We start from the raw sequence: 13,197 nt of genomic DNA, 5'->3' as shown, positions 1-13,197 counted from the left end.
CATCCTATAATGCGGAGGACGGCCATGCGCTATGCATCCATCACAGATCGGCTTGCCAATCTCGGCTCTGAAAAATGGGCCATCCATGCCGAAGCGCGGCGCATGAAGGCCGAAGGCGAGGACGTCATCGAGCTGACCATCGGCGAGCCGGACGTGCCGCCGGACCCGGCGCTGCTGGCGGAGGCCGTGCGCAGCATGCATGCCGGCCGCTACCGCTATTCCAACGGCCGCGGCGAACCTTCCGTGGTCGACGCGCTGGTGCGCAAGTACCGGAAGCGCCGCAGCGACGTCACCGTCGCCAACGTGCTCTGTTTCCCCGGCACCCAGACCGCCCTCTTCGCCGTCATGCTCGGCCTCGTGGAGGCGGGCGATGCGGTGCTCGTCGGCGACCCGCTCTATGCGACCTACGAGGGCGTCATCCGCGCGACCGGCGCCGAGCGCATCGCCGTGCCGCTGCGCCCGGAAAACGGCTTCCACATGAAGGCGGCCGACCTCGAAGCCGCCATCACGCCGGCCTGCCGGGTGCTGTTGCTCAACACGCCGCACAACCCGACCGGCGCGGTGCTGAGCGCCGCGGAGGTTGCCGAGATCGGCGCCGTCTGCCGCAGGCACGACCTGTGGATCGTCTGCGACGAGGTCTATGAAGAGCTCGTCTTCGGCGCGACCTTCGCCTCGCCCTTCGACAATCCCGACCTTGCCGAGCGCACCATCGTCGTCTCCTCCATCTCGAAATCGCATGCCGCGCCGGGTTTCCGCAGCGGCTGGGCGATCGGCCCGGCGGAATTCTGCACGCGGCTGCTCTCGGTTTCCGAGACGATGCTGTTCGGCGGCCAGCCCTTCATCGCCGACATGACGGCCTATGCGCTCGACAACCCGATCTCGACCGCCGCGACGATGCGCCAGAGCTACAAGGCGCGCGCCGCCCGCTTCGCCGACGCCCTGTCGCGGGCGCCCGGCCTCGTGCCGCTGCCGCCGGAGGCCGGCATGTTCATCGTCGTCGACGTTTCCGAAACGGGCATGAGCGGTGAGGATTTCGCCTGGGCGCTCCTGCGCGAGGAACGTGTCGCGGTCATGCCGGGTTCCTCCTTCGGCGAGGAGGCGGAAGGCTTCATCCGCCTCAGCCTCACCGTGCCCGATGCCCATATCGACGAGGCCTGCCGGCGCATCACCGCGCTCGCCACCCGTTCCACCATGCCGAAGGAGCGCCGCGCATGAGCACGAAAACCGTCGGGGAAGTCCTGGTCGACCTCCTGGAGGCGAACGGCGTCGAGGTGGTGTTCGGCATTCCGGGCGTGCACACGGTCGAGCTCTACCGGGGCCTTGCCGCCTCGAAGATCCGCCATATCACGCCGCGCCACGAACAGGGCGCCGGCTTCATGGCGGATGGATATGCCCGCGTTTCCGGCAAGCCGGGCGTCGCGCTGGTCATCACCGGCCCGGGCCTTACCAACACCATCACGGCGATGGCGCAGGCGCGGCAGGATTCCGTGCCCATGCTGGTCATTTCCGGCGTCAACCGGCGCGATTCGCTTGGCCACGGCCGTGGCCTGCTGCACGAGCTGCCCGACCAGCAGGGCATGATGAAGACGCTCGCCCTCTATTCGCACACGCTGCTCAATCCCGCCGACCTGCCGCTCGTCGTGGAACGCGCCTTCGCCGTGCTGCTCTCCGGCCGCCCCGGTCCGGTGCATATCGAAATCCCGACCGACGTGATGGCGAAGCCCATCGAAACCGGAAACTTCCCCGCCGCGGTCGCCACGCGCCCGCGCGCCGATGCGGAAACCCTGCAGCACGCCACCATCCTGTGCACCAATGCCTCGCGCCCCGTCATCCTCGCCGGCGGCGGCGCGGTGACGGCGGAAGACGAGATCCGCGCGCTTGCCGAGTGGATCGGCGCACCAGTCGTCACCACGGTCAACGCCCGCGGCATGCTCGCCGGCCATCCGCTGCGCGTGCCGGCCAGCCCCAGCCTCAAGGCGGTGCGCCGGCTGCTTGCCGATGCCGACCTCGTCGTCGCCTTCGGCACGGAATTCGGCCCGACGGACTACGACATCAATGTCGACAACGGCTTCCCGCGGCTGAAATCGCTGATCCGCATCGATATCGACGCCGCCCAGCTCGCCCGCACGCCGCAATCGGGCCTTTCGATCTTCTCCAGCGCCAAGACGGCGGCGGCCGGCATGCTCGGCTTCCTCGAAGGCCACAAGGCGACAAGCAACGGGGCGGCGCGCGCCGAAACGGCCCGCAAGGGCGCCTGGAACGAGCTGACGGCGAAGATGCAGGCGGAAATCGGCGTCATCGATGCCATCTGGCGCACGCTGCCGAAGGCGATCATCGTCGGGGATTCCACCCAGGCCGTCTATGCCGGCAACTACTATTGCGACGCGCCGCGCCCGCGTAGCTGGTTCAATGCCGCCACCGGCTACGGCGCGCTCGGCTTCGCCCCGCCCGCCGCCGTCGGTGCGGCCCTTGCCGAGCCCGATGCGCCGATCGTCTGCCTCGTCGGCGACGGCGGCCTGCAGTTCTCGCTGTCGGAGATCGGCTCGGCGGCGGATGCCGGCGCCCGCGTCGTCTTCCTCGTCTGGAACAATGACGGCTACCAGGAGATCGAGAACTACATGGTCGAGGCCGGCATCACGCCGGAAGGCGTCAAACCTTCCGCGCCCGACTTCATCGCCATCGGCACCGCCTATGGCGTGCCCTCCGAACGCCTCGCCGACGTGCGCGACCTGCCGGCCGCGCTGGAGAAGGCAGGTGACCGCATGGGCCCGAGCCTCATCGAGATCCACCAGACGAAGACGGCCGGCGCGACGGCCTGATTCGCGGCCGGCAAGGGATCCGTGCCGTCGCCGCGCGCCGCCCTCGGCGGCTCGACAGCGCGAAAACCCGGAAATATCCGGGTTTTCCGGCCGGCAACGGCGCCCCCGATCCTCGCGACTTTGCAAACCCTCGTTTATTTGCCATGGATGACGCCGCCGCCGGCCACCTCTTGCGCCGGCGGCTATCGGGAACGGACTCGAGTTCAGGTTGGCGGACCAGCAGACATTTCCACGACCGGTCTATGAACGGAGCCCGCCCCGCGCGCGGCCGCCTGCACCCTCGCTCCTCCAGAGGGCGCTCGACCTGGTGCCGATGCGCGACTTCGTGGCGGCGCATATCGGTTTCACCGGGCGATTCAACCGCGCGGTCCGTCGGCTCGATCGCGAGGGCGGCCCGGCCATCCTCGCCGCCCAGGCCCATTTCCATTTCGGCGAACAACTGGTCATTCCCATCGCGACCGGGCACCTGACCACGCGGCTGCGCGACAATATTTCCGATCGCGGGCGGCTCCGCTGGATCGGCACGCACTTCCTCGACGGCAGCGACTGGAGCCGTATCGTCGAGCCGCTCGAAAAGTCCTCCTCCCATACGGAGATCGTCGAACTCATCGAGACGCGGCAGGATTTTCGCGCAGGCGCGCGCTACCAGGCCTATGCCAGGCGCATCAAGGACGGCGCGACGGTCAAGCGCAACCGCATCGCCATCGACACGATCGAAAAGCTCGACAATTTCTTCGAATATTACCTGGCGCTGATCGCCGATATCGAGAAGAACGGCATCGTGCCGCATTCCGATCTGGGCCTGCGCGGCCAGACCGGCCGGCGCCACCGCTGGACGCGCACGCTCTGGCAGGATCTTGCCGAGCGCGATATCGGCGTGGCGATCGACGCCGAGGGCCGTCTCGTCCGCCATACCAACGGCAAGCACCGCACGGCGGCAGCCGTCGCGCTCGGCATCGAGCGCATTCCCGTCGAAATCCGCCTGGTGCATGCCGGCTGGCTTTCGCGCCAGGCCGAACGGCTCGGGCTTTCGCCGGCCGCTGCCCTTCTCGCCACGCTCGAAGAGGCCCGCACGACGGGCTGGCCCGCACCCTAAAAGGCCCGGCGAACCGGGCCTTTCGTATAAAATCAGCTCCGGATGCTTCAGGCGACCGGGCGGCTCTTCAGGAGGTCGCGGATCTCGGTGAGCAGCAGCACGTCTTCCGGCGGCGGTGCGGGCTCGGCGGCACCGGCGGCCTTTTCCTTCTCCAGCGACGCGCGCATGCGGTTCACGCCCTTGATCATCAGGAAGATGATCCAGGCGAGGATGAGGAAATTGATGAACACGGTGATGAAGCTGCCATAGGCGAACACGGCGCCCTGCTCGCGGGCGGCGGCAAGCGACGAGGCCGTCACGTTACTCGACAGTGGCAGGAAGTAGTTGGAAAAGTCGAAACCGCCCCCGGTCAAGGCACCGACGATCGGCATGACGAGGTCATTGACGACGGATTCGACGATCTTGTTGAAGGCTGCACCGATGATGACACCCACGGCGAGGTCCATGACATTGCCGCGGGCGATAAACGCCTTGAACTCATTGAGCATGAGGGTCTCCTGTTGCTGCAAAGCCTGAGCAACCTAGTGTAGTTTTTACCGGGATGGAACTGCGGTCCGTCAATATCCGGGAGTTTACGCACCGGTCCTTTTCATCCTCGACCTTCGACGCAATTTCCTTCCCGTCCGCTTTGGCCTATTCTCGACCGAAAGGCCGAAGGACTGCGGGAGGAAGCATGCCGGGCTCGCTGATATTCGCCTTGGCGCTCGCCTATCTGCTCCTGCTCTTCGCGGTTGCAAGTTACGGCGACCGGAAGGCAAAACGCACCGGCCGCACATCGAAGGGCCGGCCGCTGGTCTATGCGCTGAGCCTTGCCATCTACTGCACCTCCTGGACCTATTTCGGCGGCGTGGGCCTCGCCACGACCAATGGCCTCGAATTTGCCGGCATCTATATCGGCCCGATCCTGATGTTCACGCTCGGCATGCCGCTCCTGCGCCGCATCGTGACGCTGGCCAAATCCGAGCGCCTCACCTCGATCGCCGACTTCGTCGCCGCGCGCTATGGCAAGAATCCCGGCGTTGCCGCCGTCGTCGCCCTCATCTCGCTGATCGGCTACATTCCCTATATCGCGCTTCAGCTGAAGGCCGTCTCGAGCTCCGTCTCGGCCATGGTCGATACGACCGGCTTCGGCATTGCCGCGTCCGGCGGCCTCATCGACCTGCCGCTGGTCGTCACGCTGTTCCTCGCCTGCTTTGCCATCGTCTTCGGCACGCGCCACACGGACGCCACCGAGCACCAGGACGGCCTCATCCTCGCCATCTCGATGGAATCGCTGGTCAAGCTCGTCGCCATCGCCTCCGTCGGCATCTACGTCATCTTCTTCATGTTCGACGGGCTCGGCGACCTCTGGCAGCGCGCGGCGGAGAACGAGCGCGTCATGCAGGCGCTGACCTATGAAACGCCGGTCGCGCGCTGGATCCTGCTCATCGTGCTGTCCGCCTTCGCCATCGTCATGCTGCCGCGCCAGTTCCACGTCACGGTGGTGGAGAACCGCACGGCGGGCGAGCTGCGCATGGCGGGCATCCTCTTCCCGCTCTACCTCGTCGCCATCAACCTCTTCGTGCTGCCCGTCGCCATCGGCGGCGTGCTCACCTTCAACGGCCAGGGCGATGCCGATCTCTATGTGCTGACGCTGCCCTTCGCGCTCGACCAGCCCGTCCTGACGCTCATCGCCTTCATCGGCGGGTTCTCCGCCGCCACCGCCATGGTCATCGTCGCCTCGGTGGCGCTCTCCATCATGGTGTCGAACGACATCGTCATCCCCGTCGTGCTGCGGCGCAACCTCATCGGCGGCGTCGAGCAGCAGGACGACCTGTCGCGCATGCTGCTGCGCATCCGGCGGCTCGCGATCTTCTTCGTGCTGCTGCTGGGCTATGCCTATTATCGCGCCGCGACCGCCAATGCCGGCCTCGCCTCGATGGGCCTGCTCGCCTTCGCCGCGGCGGCGCAGGTCGCCCCGACGCTGCTCGGCGGCCTCTTCTGGCGCAATGCCAATGCCCGCGGCGCCATGGCCGGCATGATCTCCGGCCTCGTCGTGTGGGCCTACCTGCTCTTCCTGCCGAGTATCGGCGTCGCCGACAATGCCTATATCGCCGAAACGGTGCTCGGCTTCCTGTTTCCCGGTGCGACCATCTTCACCGGCGAGAACGCGGACCCACTGGTCAACGCCACGCTGCTCGCCATGATGGTGAATATCGGCGCCTATGTCATCGGCTCGCTCACCCGCAACCCGACCTCGCTGGAACGGCTCCAGGCCGGCACCTTCATCCGCTCCAAGCCGCGTCTCGAACGAGCCTTCCGCGGCCGACGCACCAAGGTGACGGTCAAGGATCTGAAGACCACCATCGCCAAATATCTCGGCGAAGAGCGCATGCAGCGCTCCTTTCATACCTATGAGCGGCAGGTCGGCCGCTGGCTGGAGGACAATTCGCCGGCCGATGCCGCCATCGTGCACTTTTCCGAACAGCTGCTCGGCAGCGCCATCGGCTCCTCCTCGGCCCGCCTCGTCCTGTCGCTCGTGCTCCAGCGCATCGACGACACGCCGACGGATACGGACTGGCTGCTCGACCAGGCCAGCGAGGCGCTGCAATACAACCAGGACATGCTGCAGACCGCGCTCGGCCAGATGGACCAGGGCATCGCCGTCTTCGACAGCGCCGGCAACCTCACCGTCTGGAACCGCCGCTTCCGCCAGTTGCTCGACCTGCCGGAATATGTCGGCCAGGTCGGCTTCCCGCTTGCCGACATCGTGGAAATCCTCATCGAGCGCGGCGACATCGCGGAAGAAGACCGCGAGGCCGCGGTGACGCGCACCATGACCTACGACGAGCCCTTCGCGCTGGTGCTTTCCGGCGGCGAGCGCATCATCGAGGTGCGCACCAATGCCATGCCGGAAAAGGGCTTCGTCTCCACCTATACCGACATCACTGACCGCGTGGCGGCCGACCGGGCGCTGAAACAGGTCAACGAGACGCTGGAACAGCGCGTCGCCCAGCGCACCGCCGAGCTCACCCGCGTCAACACGGAGCTGGCCGAAGCGCGCGCGGCCGCCGAGGAGGCGAATATCAGCAAGACGCGCTTCTTCGCGGCCGCCGGCCACGACATCCTCCAGCCGCTGAACGCCGCCCGCCTCTATTCCTCCTCCCTCGTCGAACGGCTCGGCGAGACGGAGAACCGCCAGATGATCCACAACATCGATTCCTCGCTGGAATCGGTGGAGGCCATTCTCGGCGCCGTGCTCGACATTTCCCGCCTCGACACCGGCGCGATGAAGCCGCGCGTGCAGACGGTGCCGCTGAAGGACCTCCTGAAACGCATCGAGACCGATTTTGCGCCCATGGCGCGGGCGAAGAACCTGAAGTTCACCGTGCTCCCCTCCTCGCTCGCCATCCGCACCGACCCGAACCTCCTGCGCCGCGTCGTGCAGAACCTCGTCTCGAACGCCATCAAATACACCAATTCGGGAAAGGTCCTCGTCGGCGTCCGGCGCAAGGGCGGGCACGCTTATATACAGGTGCTGGATTCCGGCATCGGCATTCCCGCCTCGAAATTCCGCACGGTGTTCAAGGAATTCGCTCGCCTCGACGAGGGCGCGCGCACGGCGCCGGGCCTCGGGCTCGGCCTTTCCATCGTCGACCGCATCTCGCGCGTGCTCTCCCATCCGGTCGAGCTGCAATCGACGCCGGGGCGCGGCACCAGCTTCAAGGTGCGCGTGCCCATCGATGCCGCCGCGAGCCGCCACGTCGCCGACAAGCCGGCCGCGGTGCCGGCAAGCGAGGAGCCGCTCAAGGGCCTGCGTGTCCTCTGCGTCGACAACGAGCCGAAGATCCTCGACGGCATGCGGCTGCTTCTCTCCGGCTGGGGCTGCACGGTGACGCTCGCCGAATCGGTGGCCGCGGTCGAGGCGCTGGCCGCGGCCGGCACCCCCACCTTCGATGCGGTCATCGCCGACTATCATCTCGACGACGGCACCGGCATCGCCGCGATCGGAAAGCTCCGGGCGGCGCTCGGCCGGCAAGTCCCGGCCCTGCTCGTCACCGCCGACCGCACGCCGGACGTGCGCGCCGAGGCCGAGCGCGACAATATCCTCGTGCAGAACAAGCCCGTCCGTCCGGCCTCCATGCGGGCCTGGCTGACGCAGCTTTCGACGACGCAGCGGGAAGCGGCGGAATAGGCGTCAGGCGGCGGCCTGGGCGCTGCCGATCTTGCCGAGCTGGATGACCGCCTGGGTGCGGCTGTCGACATTGAGCTTCAGAAGGATGGCCGAGACATGCGCTTTGATGGTCGCCTCGGAGACGCCGAGTTCATAGGCGATCTGCTTGTTGAGCAGGCCTTCGGCGAGCATGGCGAGCACGCGCGACTGCTGGGGCGTCAGCGTGCGAAGCCGTGCGATGAGGTCCGCCACCTCGCTGTCCTGCTCCGGCCCGCGCACATAGCCGCCGGGCGTATAGATATTGCCCTCCAGCACCGAGCCTATCCCCTCGCGGATGTCCTCGATGGAGGCGGATTTGGAAATGAAACCCGAGGCGCCGAGGTCGAGCGCCCGGCGGATGGTGGCCGGATCGTCGCTCGCCGAGACGATGACGACGGGAAGGCTCTGGAACTCGGCCCTCAGCGAGATAAGGCCGGACAGGCCGCTGACGCCGGGCATGGCGAGGTCGAGCAGCATGAGGTCGGCGTTCGGATGGCCGGCGGCCGCCTTGCGCGCCGCCTCGAAATCGCCGGCTTCGACAATGTCAGGATTGCCCGCCATTCCGGTCAGCGCCTGTTTCAGCGCGCCGCGGAACAGCGGATGGTCGTCCGCGATGATGATCGTGAGTGCCGATGCCATGCGCTCCCTCCCAAGAGTAGATGGACCCTGCGACGGGCGCAGCACGGCCTCGGCCGGCAAAAGGTGCCCGTCAGGTCTTCTGCGGGATCGCGTCCTTCCCGGGGGTGGTTTCCTCCTCACCCTCCTCCAGGTTTTTCACGATACCCATGAACCTTTGCATCATCTTTTCCATGATGGTCATGGTCCGGTCAATCTCTTCATCCGTGGGTAGCGACGGTTTTGCGGCCGTCTCGCCCGTCACGCCGCCTTTTTCCAGCGCTTCGACGCGCTTTGTGAGAAGGTCGAGCTCCTTTTCGAAGGCCGCGCGCTCGTCCGCCGCCATGCGGCAGACGATCTGGCCCTCCTGCTCGCGGCACAGCGAAACCTCGCCCGTCGCGGTGTCGAGGCGGACGAAACCGCCCTCCGTCTTCTCCATGCGGTAGCGTCCCTCGCCCTCGGCCTGGGCCGAACCCGCCACGAGGGCGGCGACGAAGATGAAAGGCAGAGCGTGAATTCGCATGCAAAATCCTCCAAGAGCCCTTTTGCGGGCCTGTCGCCGGTGGACATTCGCCGTTCTTTGCGGCAAGCGCTACCGTTGAAAAACGGCAGCCAGTGGAGGAACGGACGAGATGGCCAAAACAATCTACAAGATCGTTCCGGCAAGTCTGTGGCAGAAGGCGAAGGCGGCGGGGATTTTCGAGGGCGCCGCCATCGACCTTTCGGACGGCTTCATCCATTTCTCCACCGCCGCGCAGGCGAGGGAGACGGCCGCCCGCCATTTCGCCGGACAGACCGATCTCCTCCTCGTCGCCGTCGACGGCGATGCGCTCGGCGACACGCTCGTCTACGAGCCGTCGCGCGGCGGCGATCTCTTCCCCCATCTCTATGCCGCCCTTCCGCTGTCCGCCGTGCTGTGGGAAAAACCCCTGCCGCTCGGCCCGGACGGCGCCCACCAGTTTCCGGAGATGCCGCTCTGATGTCGTTCCTGTCCACCCTCGGCCGCAAGGGCCTGTTCCTCTTCGATCCCGAAACCGCACACGGCCTGTCGATCGCCGCGCTGAAGGCCGGGGTCGTGCCCGCCTGCCCGGCCAAGGCCGATCCGCGCCTTGCGCAGACCGTCGCCGGCCTTGCCTTCCCCAACCCGCTCGGCATGGCCGCGGGCTATGACAAGAATGCCGAGGTGCCGGAGGCCCTCCTGCGCCTCGGCTTCGGCTTCACCGAGATCGGCACCGTCACCCCGCGCCCGCAGGAGGGCAATCCGAAGCCGCGCATCTTCCGCCTTGTGCAGGACGATGCCGTCATCAACCGCCTCGGCTTCAACAATGCCGGCCATGCGGCGGCGCTCGACCGCCTGAAGGCCTGCCGGCGCGATGCGCTGATCGGCGTCAATATCGGCGCCAACAAGGACAGTGCCGACCGCATCGCGGACTATGTCGCGGGCATCCGCACCTTCTACGACGTGGCGCGCTATTTCACCGCCAACATCTCCTCGCCCAACACGCCGGGCCTGCGCGACCTGCAGGCCAAGGAAAGCCTGCATGCCCTGCTGTCCGCCGTGCTCGCCGCACGCGCCGAGGAGGCGGAGAAAAGCGGCCGCCAGGTGCCCGTCTTCCTGAAGATCGCGCCCGATCTCACCGAGGAAAGCCTCGACGACATCGCCGAAGTGGCGCTCGCCCATCCGCTCGACGGCCTCATCGTCTCCAACACGACGCTGTCGCGCGACGGCCTCAGTGACACGCGCCAGGCCGGCGAGGCCGGCGGGCTTTCCGGCAAGCCGCTCTTCGAGAAGTCGACCGTGGTGCTCGCCAAGATGCGCCGGCGCGTCGGCGAAAACCTGCCGATCATCGGCGTCGGCGGCGTCTCCTCCGCCGAGACGGCGGCGGAGAAGATCCGTGCCGGCGCGCACCTCGTGCAGCTCTATTCCTGCATGGTCTATGCCGGCCCGACCCTGCCGGGCGAGATCGTGAGCGGCCTCTCGCGCATTTGTGATCGCGAGCAGATCGCCTCGATTTCCGTGCTTCGCGGCACCCGCACCGCTCATTGGGCCGACCGCGCCCTCTGAGCGTCACACGGGAACCATACTCGTCGTCGAGGGTTTCGCTTCTGCGGGTGGAGTGTTCGGCAAAAGCTGATTCGCATCGACGGTAGCCTGCACCGATCCCGTCCATAACGGCCGAAAAGGCCAGGAAGGGACAATACCATGGACGATCAAAACGAACGTATCCGGCAAAGGGCCCACGAAATCTGGGAAGAAGAAGGCCGCCCGGAAGGCCGCGAATATTCGCATTGGCTGCGCGCCAGGGCGGATGTCCACGAGGAGGACGGCGAGGTATCGTTCCTCGCAAGGAGCGGGCTCATCCTGCGCCCGGATATGCAGCCGGGCGAGAAGATGGAACGGGCCAGCAAGGCCGATATCGCGCGCAATGCGCTTCCGCCCGGCACCGTGCCAGAGAATCCGACGGCGGAAAATCCCGACCGCATCGCCCGCCTGAAACCGGCGCGGCCCACAAAACCGCTTGACGCGCGCGACCTCGACACCCAGCTCGACCGGCCTTTCTGAGAATCGAGCGTTCGGGTCGGGGATTACCCCCGGCCCGGTCCGGAAAACTGCCGGCCGACCAGTCCCGGCAGGCGCAGCGCCAGGAAGACGCCGCGAAAGGCGAGGAACAGGTTGAGCGACAGCCAGAGCCCGTGATTGCCGAGGAGCGGCACGAAGAGGGCGAGCGCCGAAAGATAGCCGGCAAAGGCCAGCAGCATCATGTTGCGCATGGCCGTCGACCAGGTCGCGCCGATATAGACCCCGTCCATCTGGAAGGCGAGTGCGCCGGTGATCGCCGTCAGGGCGGCCCAGGGCAGGTATTTCGCCGCTTCCGCCCTGACGCTTTCGGTCGTCGTCAGAAGGCCGATCACATCCGTGCCGAAGGCGAGGAAGAGCAGCGTGGTGACGAGGCCGAGACCGAAGGACCAGAGCATGGTGAGCTTCACCGCCCGGTCGAAGGCGGGGCGGAAATTCGCGCCGAAGGCCCGGCCGACGAGCTGTTCGGCCGCATTGGCAAGCCCGTCGAGATAATAGCCGGCGACGAGGAAGATGTTCATCAGCACCGCATTGGCCGCCAGCGCCAGCGGGCCGAGCGAGGAGCCGATGCGCGTCATGATGGCGAAGGCGCCGATCAGCACGAAGGTGCGGATCATGATGTCGCGGTTGAGCGAGAACAGGGCCTGCAGCCGGTCCCGGGCAAGGATTTCGGCGCGCGAGGGCCGGTGCGCCCGGTTGAAGCGGGAGACGATGATGAGGAAGCCGGCAAGCATGCCGATCGCCTCGCCGGCGAAGGTGCCCCAGGCGATGCCGGCAATGCCCCAGCCGTACCAGAGGCCGAGCATGATCGACAGCACGATGTTGGTGCCGTTGATGATGGCCTGCAGCATCAGCCCCATCAGGCCCTGCCCGCGGCCGAGCACGAAGCCGAGCAGGGCATAGTTGGCAAGCGCCATGGGGGCGGCCAGCACGCGGATCATGAAATAGGTCGAGGTCACCGCCGCGACGCCGGGCGACGGCGCCATGAGGAAGAGGCCGGCCGACAAGAGGAGCGGCGACAGCAGCGCGATGGCGAGGCCGCAACAGAGCGCGATGGCAAGCGAGCGCCAATAGACCGCCTGTTCTTCCCTTGGGTCGCCGCGGCCGAAGGCCTGGGCGACGAGGCCCGTGGTGGAGGCACGCAGGAAGTTGAAGCTGCCGAGCAGCAGGTCGAACAGCACGGCGCCGATGGCAAGGCCCGCCAGCGCATCCGCCGAGCCGAGCCGGCCGGCGACCGCCGTATCGGTCAGCCCGATCAGCGGCGTCGTCAGGAAGCCGAGCGTCATGGGAATGGCGATCGCCAGCACCAGCCGGTGCGTCACCTCGAAGGGTCCGGCCCCGTCATTCTCGCCTGCGATCGTCGCGCTCACGGGTCCACCCCCTCTTCCTCAGTCCCGGCCTGCCGCTCAGCTCGACAGGACCATCGCCCAATAGGGCCGGTTGCCCGAGGCCGGATTGGAGACGACCGCGACGCCCAGTCCGCGGTAACCCGTCCCGAGCATGTTTTCCAGGTGTTTCGGCGAACGATACCAGGCCTCGAAGGCTTCCGCCGCGCTGTCCTGCCCGGCCGCGATGTTCTCCGCTGCCGGCAGCGGCACCTCCATGCCCTTCATGCGCTTCAGGAAATTCGCGCCGAAGCCGATATTGTGCTCCATCCTGCCCGCGCTCGCCATGCGGCTCGCCTGGTCCATGGCCGCGCGCTGCGCCGCCTTGTCGGGGGAAAGCGGCGCAAGGCCGCGTTCGGCCCTGATCTTGTTGACGAAGGCGAGCGAGGACGGCGTCTGGTCGCTGCCGGTGCCGGCCGACGGGGTCAGCACGCTGGTGGTGGAACAGCCCGCGGCCAGCACAGCGACGGACGCCGCGGAGGCGGCAAGAAAGGCGCGACGGGTGATCATGG

12 protein-coding genes are annotated in these 13,197 nt (G+C 67.0%); 7 read left to right on the top strand and 5 right to left on the bottom strand.

Annotated features, from left to right (window positions below; genetic code table 11):
* Window positions 1–24 precede the first annotated feature (24 nt).
* From EV665_RS09850 to EV665_RS09840, 3 genes are all read left to right on the top strand, one after another.
* Window positions 25–1,215, top strand: coding sequence for a pyridoxal phosphate-dependent aminotransferase (locus tag EV665_RS09850; protein ID WP_133033957.1), 1,191 nt, complete (start codon window positions 25–27; stop codon window positions 1,213–1,215).
* Window positions 1,212–2,819, top strand: a complete 1,608-nt coding sequence (locus tag EV665_RS09845) for a 5-guanidino-2-oxopentanoate decarboxylase (protein WP_133033956.1) — start codon at window positions 1,212–1,214, stop codon at window positions 2,817–2,819. Before EV665_RS09850 ends, EV665_RS09845 begins: the two co-directional genes overlap by 4 nt.
* 307 nt (window positions 2,820–3,126) lie before the next feature.
* The gene (locus tag EV665_RS09840) at window positions 3,127–3,915 is read left to right on the top strand and encodes a hypothetical protein (protein WP_133033955.1); all 789 of its coding nucleotides are present in this window, start codon (window positions 3,127–3,129) and stop codon (window positions 3,913–3,915) included.
* A gap of 47 nt (window positions 3,916–3,962) precedes the next feature.
* Here EV665_RS09840 and mscL read toward each other — a convergent pair whose 3' ends face one another.
* On the bottom strand, window positions 3,963–4,403 hold the full coding sequence (mscL, locus tag EV665_RS09835) for a large conductance mechanosensitive channel protein MscL (RefSeq protein ID WP_064332380.1): 441 nt from the start codon (window positions 4,401–4,403) through the stop codon (window positions 3,963–3,965).
* A 185-nt stretch (window positions 4,404–4,588) separates the two neighbouring features.
* Here mscL and EV665_RS09830 point away from each other — a divergent pair, with 185 nt between their 5' ends.
* Complete coding sequence (locus EV665_RS09830) at window positions 4,589–8,089, top strand: PAS domain-containing hybrid sensor histidine kinase/response regulator (RefSeq protein ID WP_133033954.1); 3,501 nt, start codon at window positions 4,589–4,591, stop codon at window positions 8,087–8,089.
* 3 nt (window positions 8,090–8,092) lie between these two features.
* On the opposite strand, the gene EV665_RS09825 is transcribed toward EV665_RS09830, so the two are convergent.
* A complete protein-coding gene (locus tag EV665_RS09825; protein ID WP_064328741.1) occupies window positions 8,093–8,746 on the bottom strand; it encodes a response regulator in 654 nt (217 codons plus the stop codon).
* Between the two features lie 70 nt (window positions 8,747–8,816).
* Window positions 8,817–9,245 carry a hypothetical protein gene (locus tag EV665_RS09820; protein ID WP_133033953.1) on the bottom strand — a complete coding sequence of 143 codons (429 nt, stop codon included), beginning with the start codon at window positions 9,243–9,245 and terminating at the stop codon, window positions 8,817–8,819.
* Between the two features lie 109 nt (window positions 9,246–9,354).
* Between EV665_RS09820 and EV665_RS09815 the strand changes: the two genes are divergently transcribed.
* The 3 genes from EV665_RS09815 (at window position 9,355) to EV665_RS09805 (ending at window position 11,285) form a co-directional block, all read left to right on the top strand.
* Window positions 9,355–9,702 carry a DUF952 domain-containing protein gene (locus tag EV665_RS09815; protein WP_133033952.1) on the top strand — a complete coding sequence of 116 codons (348 nt, stop codon included), beginning with the start codon at window positions 9,355–9,357 and terminating at the stop codon, window positions 9,700–9,702.
* Window positions 9,702–10,787: a quinone-dependent dihydroorotate dehydrogenase gene (locus tag EV665_RS09810; protein WP_133033951.1), complete on the top strand. Its 1,086-nt coding sequence runs from the start codon at window positions 9,702–9,704 to the stop codon at window positions 10,785–10,787. The genes EV665_RS09815 and EV665_RS09810 overlap by 1 nt, the downstream gene beginning before the upstream one ends.
* Window positions 10,788–10,925: 138 nt before the next feature.
* Window positions 10,926–11,285: a DUF2934 domain-containing protein gene (locus EV665_RS09805; protein WP_133033950.1), complete on the top strand. Its 360-nt coding sequence runs from the start codon at window positions 10,926–10,928 to the stop codon at window positions 11,283–11,285.
* Window positions 11,286–11,308: 23 nt separating this feature from the next.
* Here EV665_RS09805 and EV665_RS09800 read toward each other — a convergent pair whose 3' ends face one another.
* Entirely contained in the window at window positions 11,309–12,670 is a 1,362-nt protein-coding gene (locus EV665_RS09800) for an MATE family efflux transporter (RefSeq protein WP_064328736.1), read from the bottom strand.
* Between the two features lie 36 nt (window positions 12,671–12,706).
* Complete coding sequence (locus EV665_RS09795) at window positions 12,707–13,195, bottom strand: CAP domain-containing protein (protein ID WP_133033949.1); 489 nt, start codon at window positions 13,193–13,195, stop codon at window positions 12,707–12,709.
* Window positions 13,196–13,197 lie beyond the last annotated feature (2 nt).

The sequence above is a fragment of the Shinella granuli genome, from assembly GCF_004341885.1.
GTDB lineage: Bacteria > Pseudomonadota > Alphaproteobacteria > Rhizobiales > Rhizobiaceae > Shinella > Shinella granuli.
This window is presented reverse-complemented; position numbering and strand designations above follow the sequence as displayed.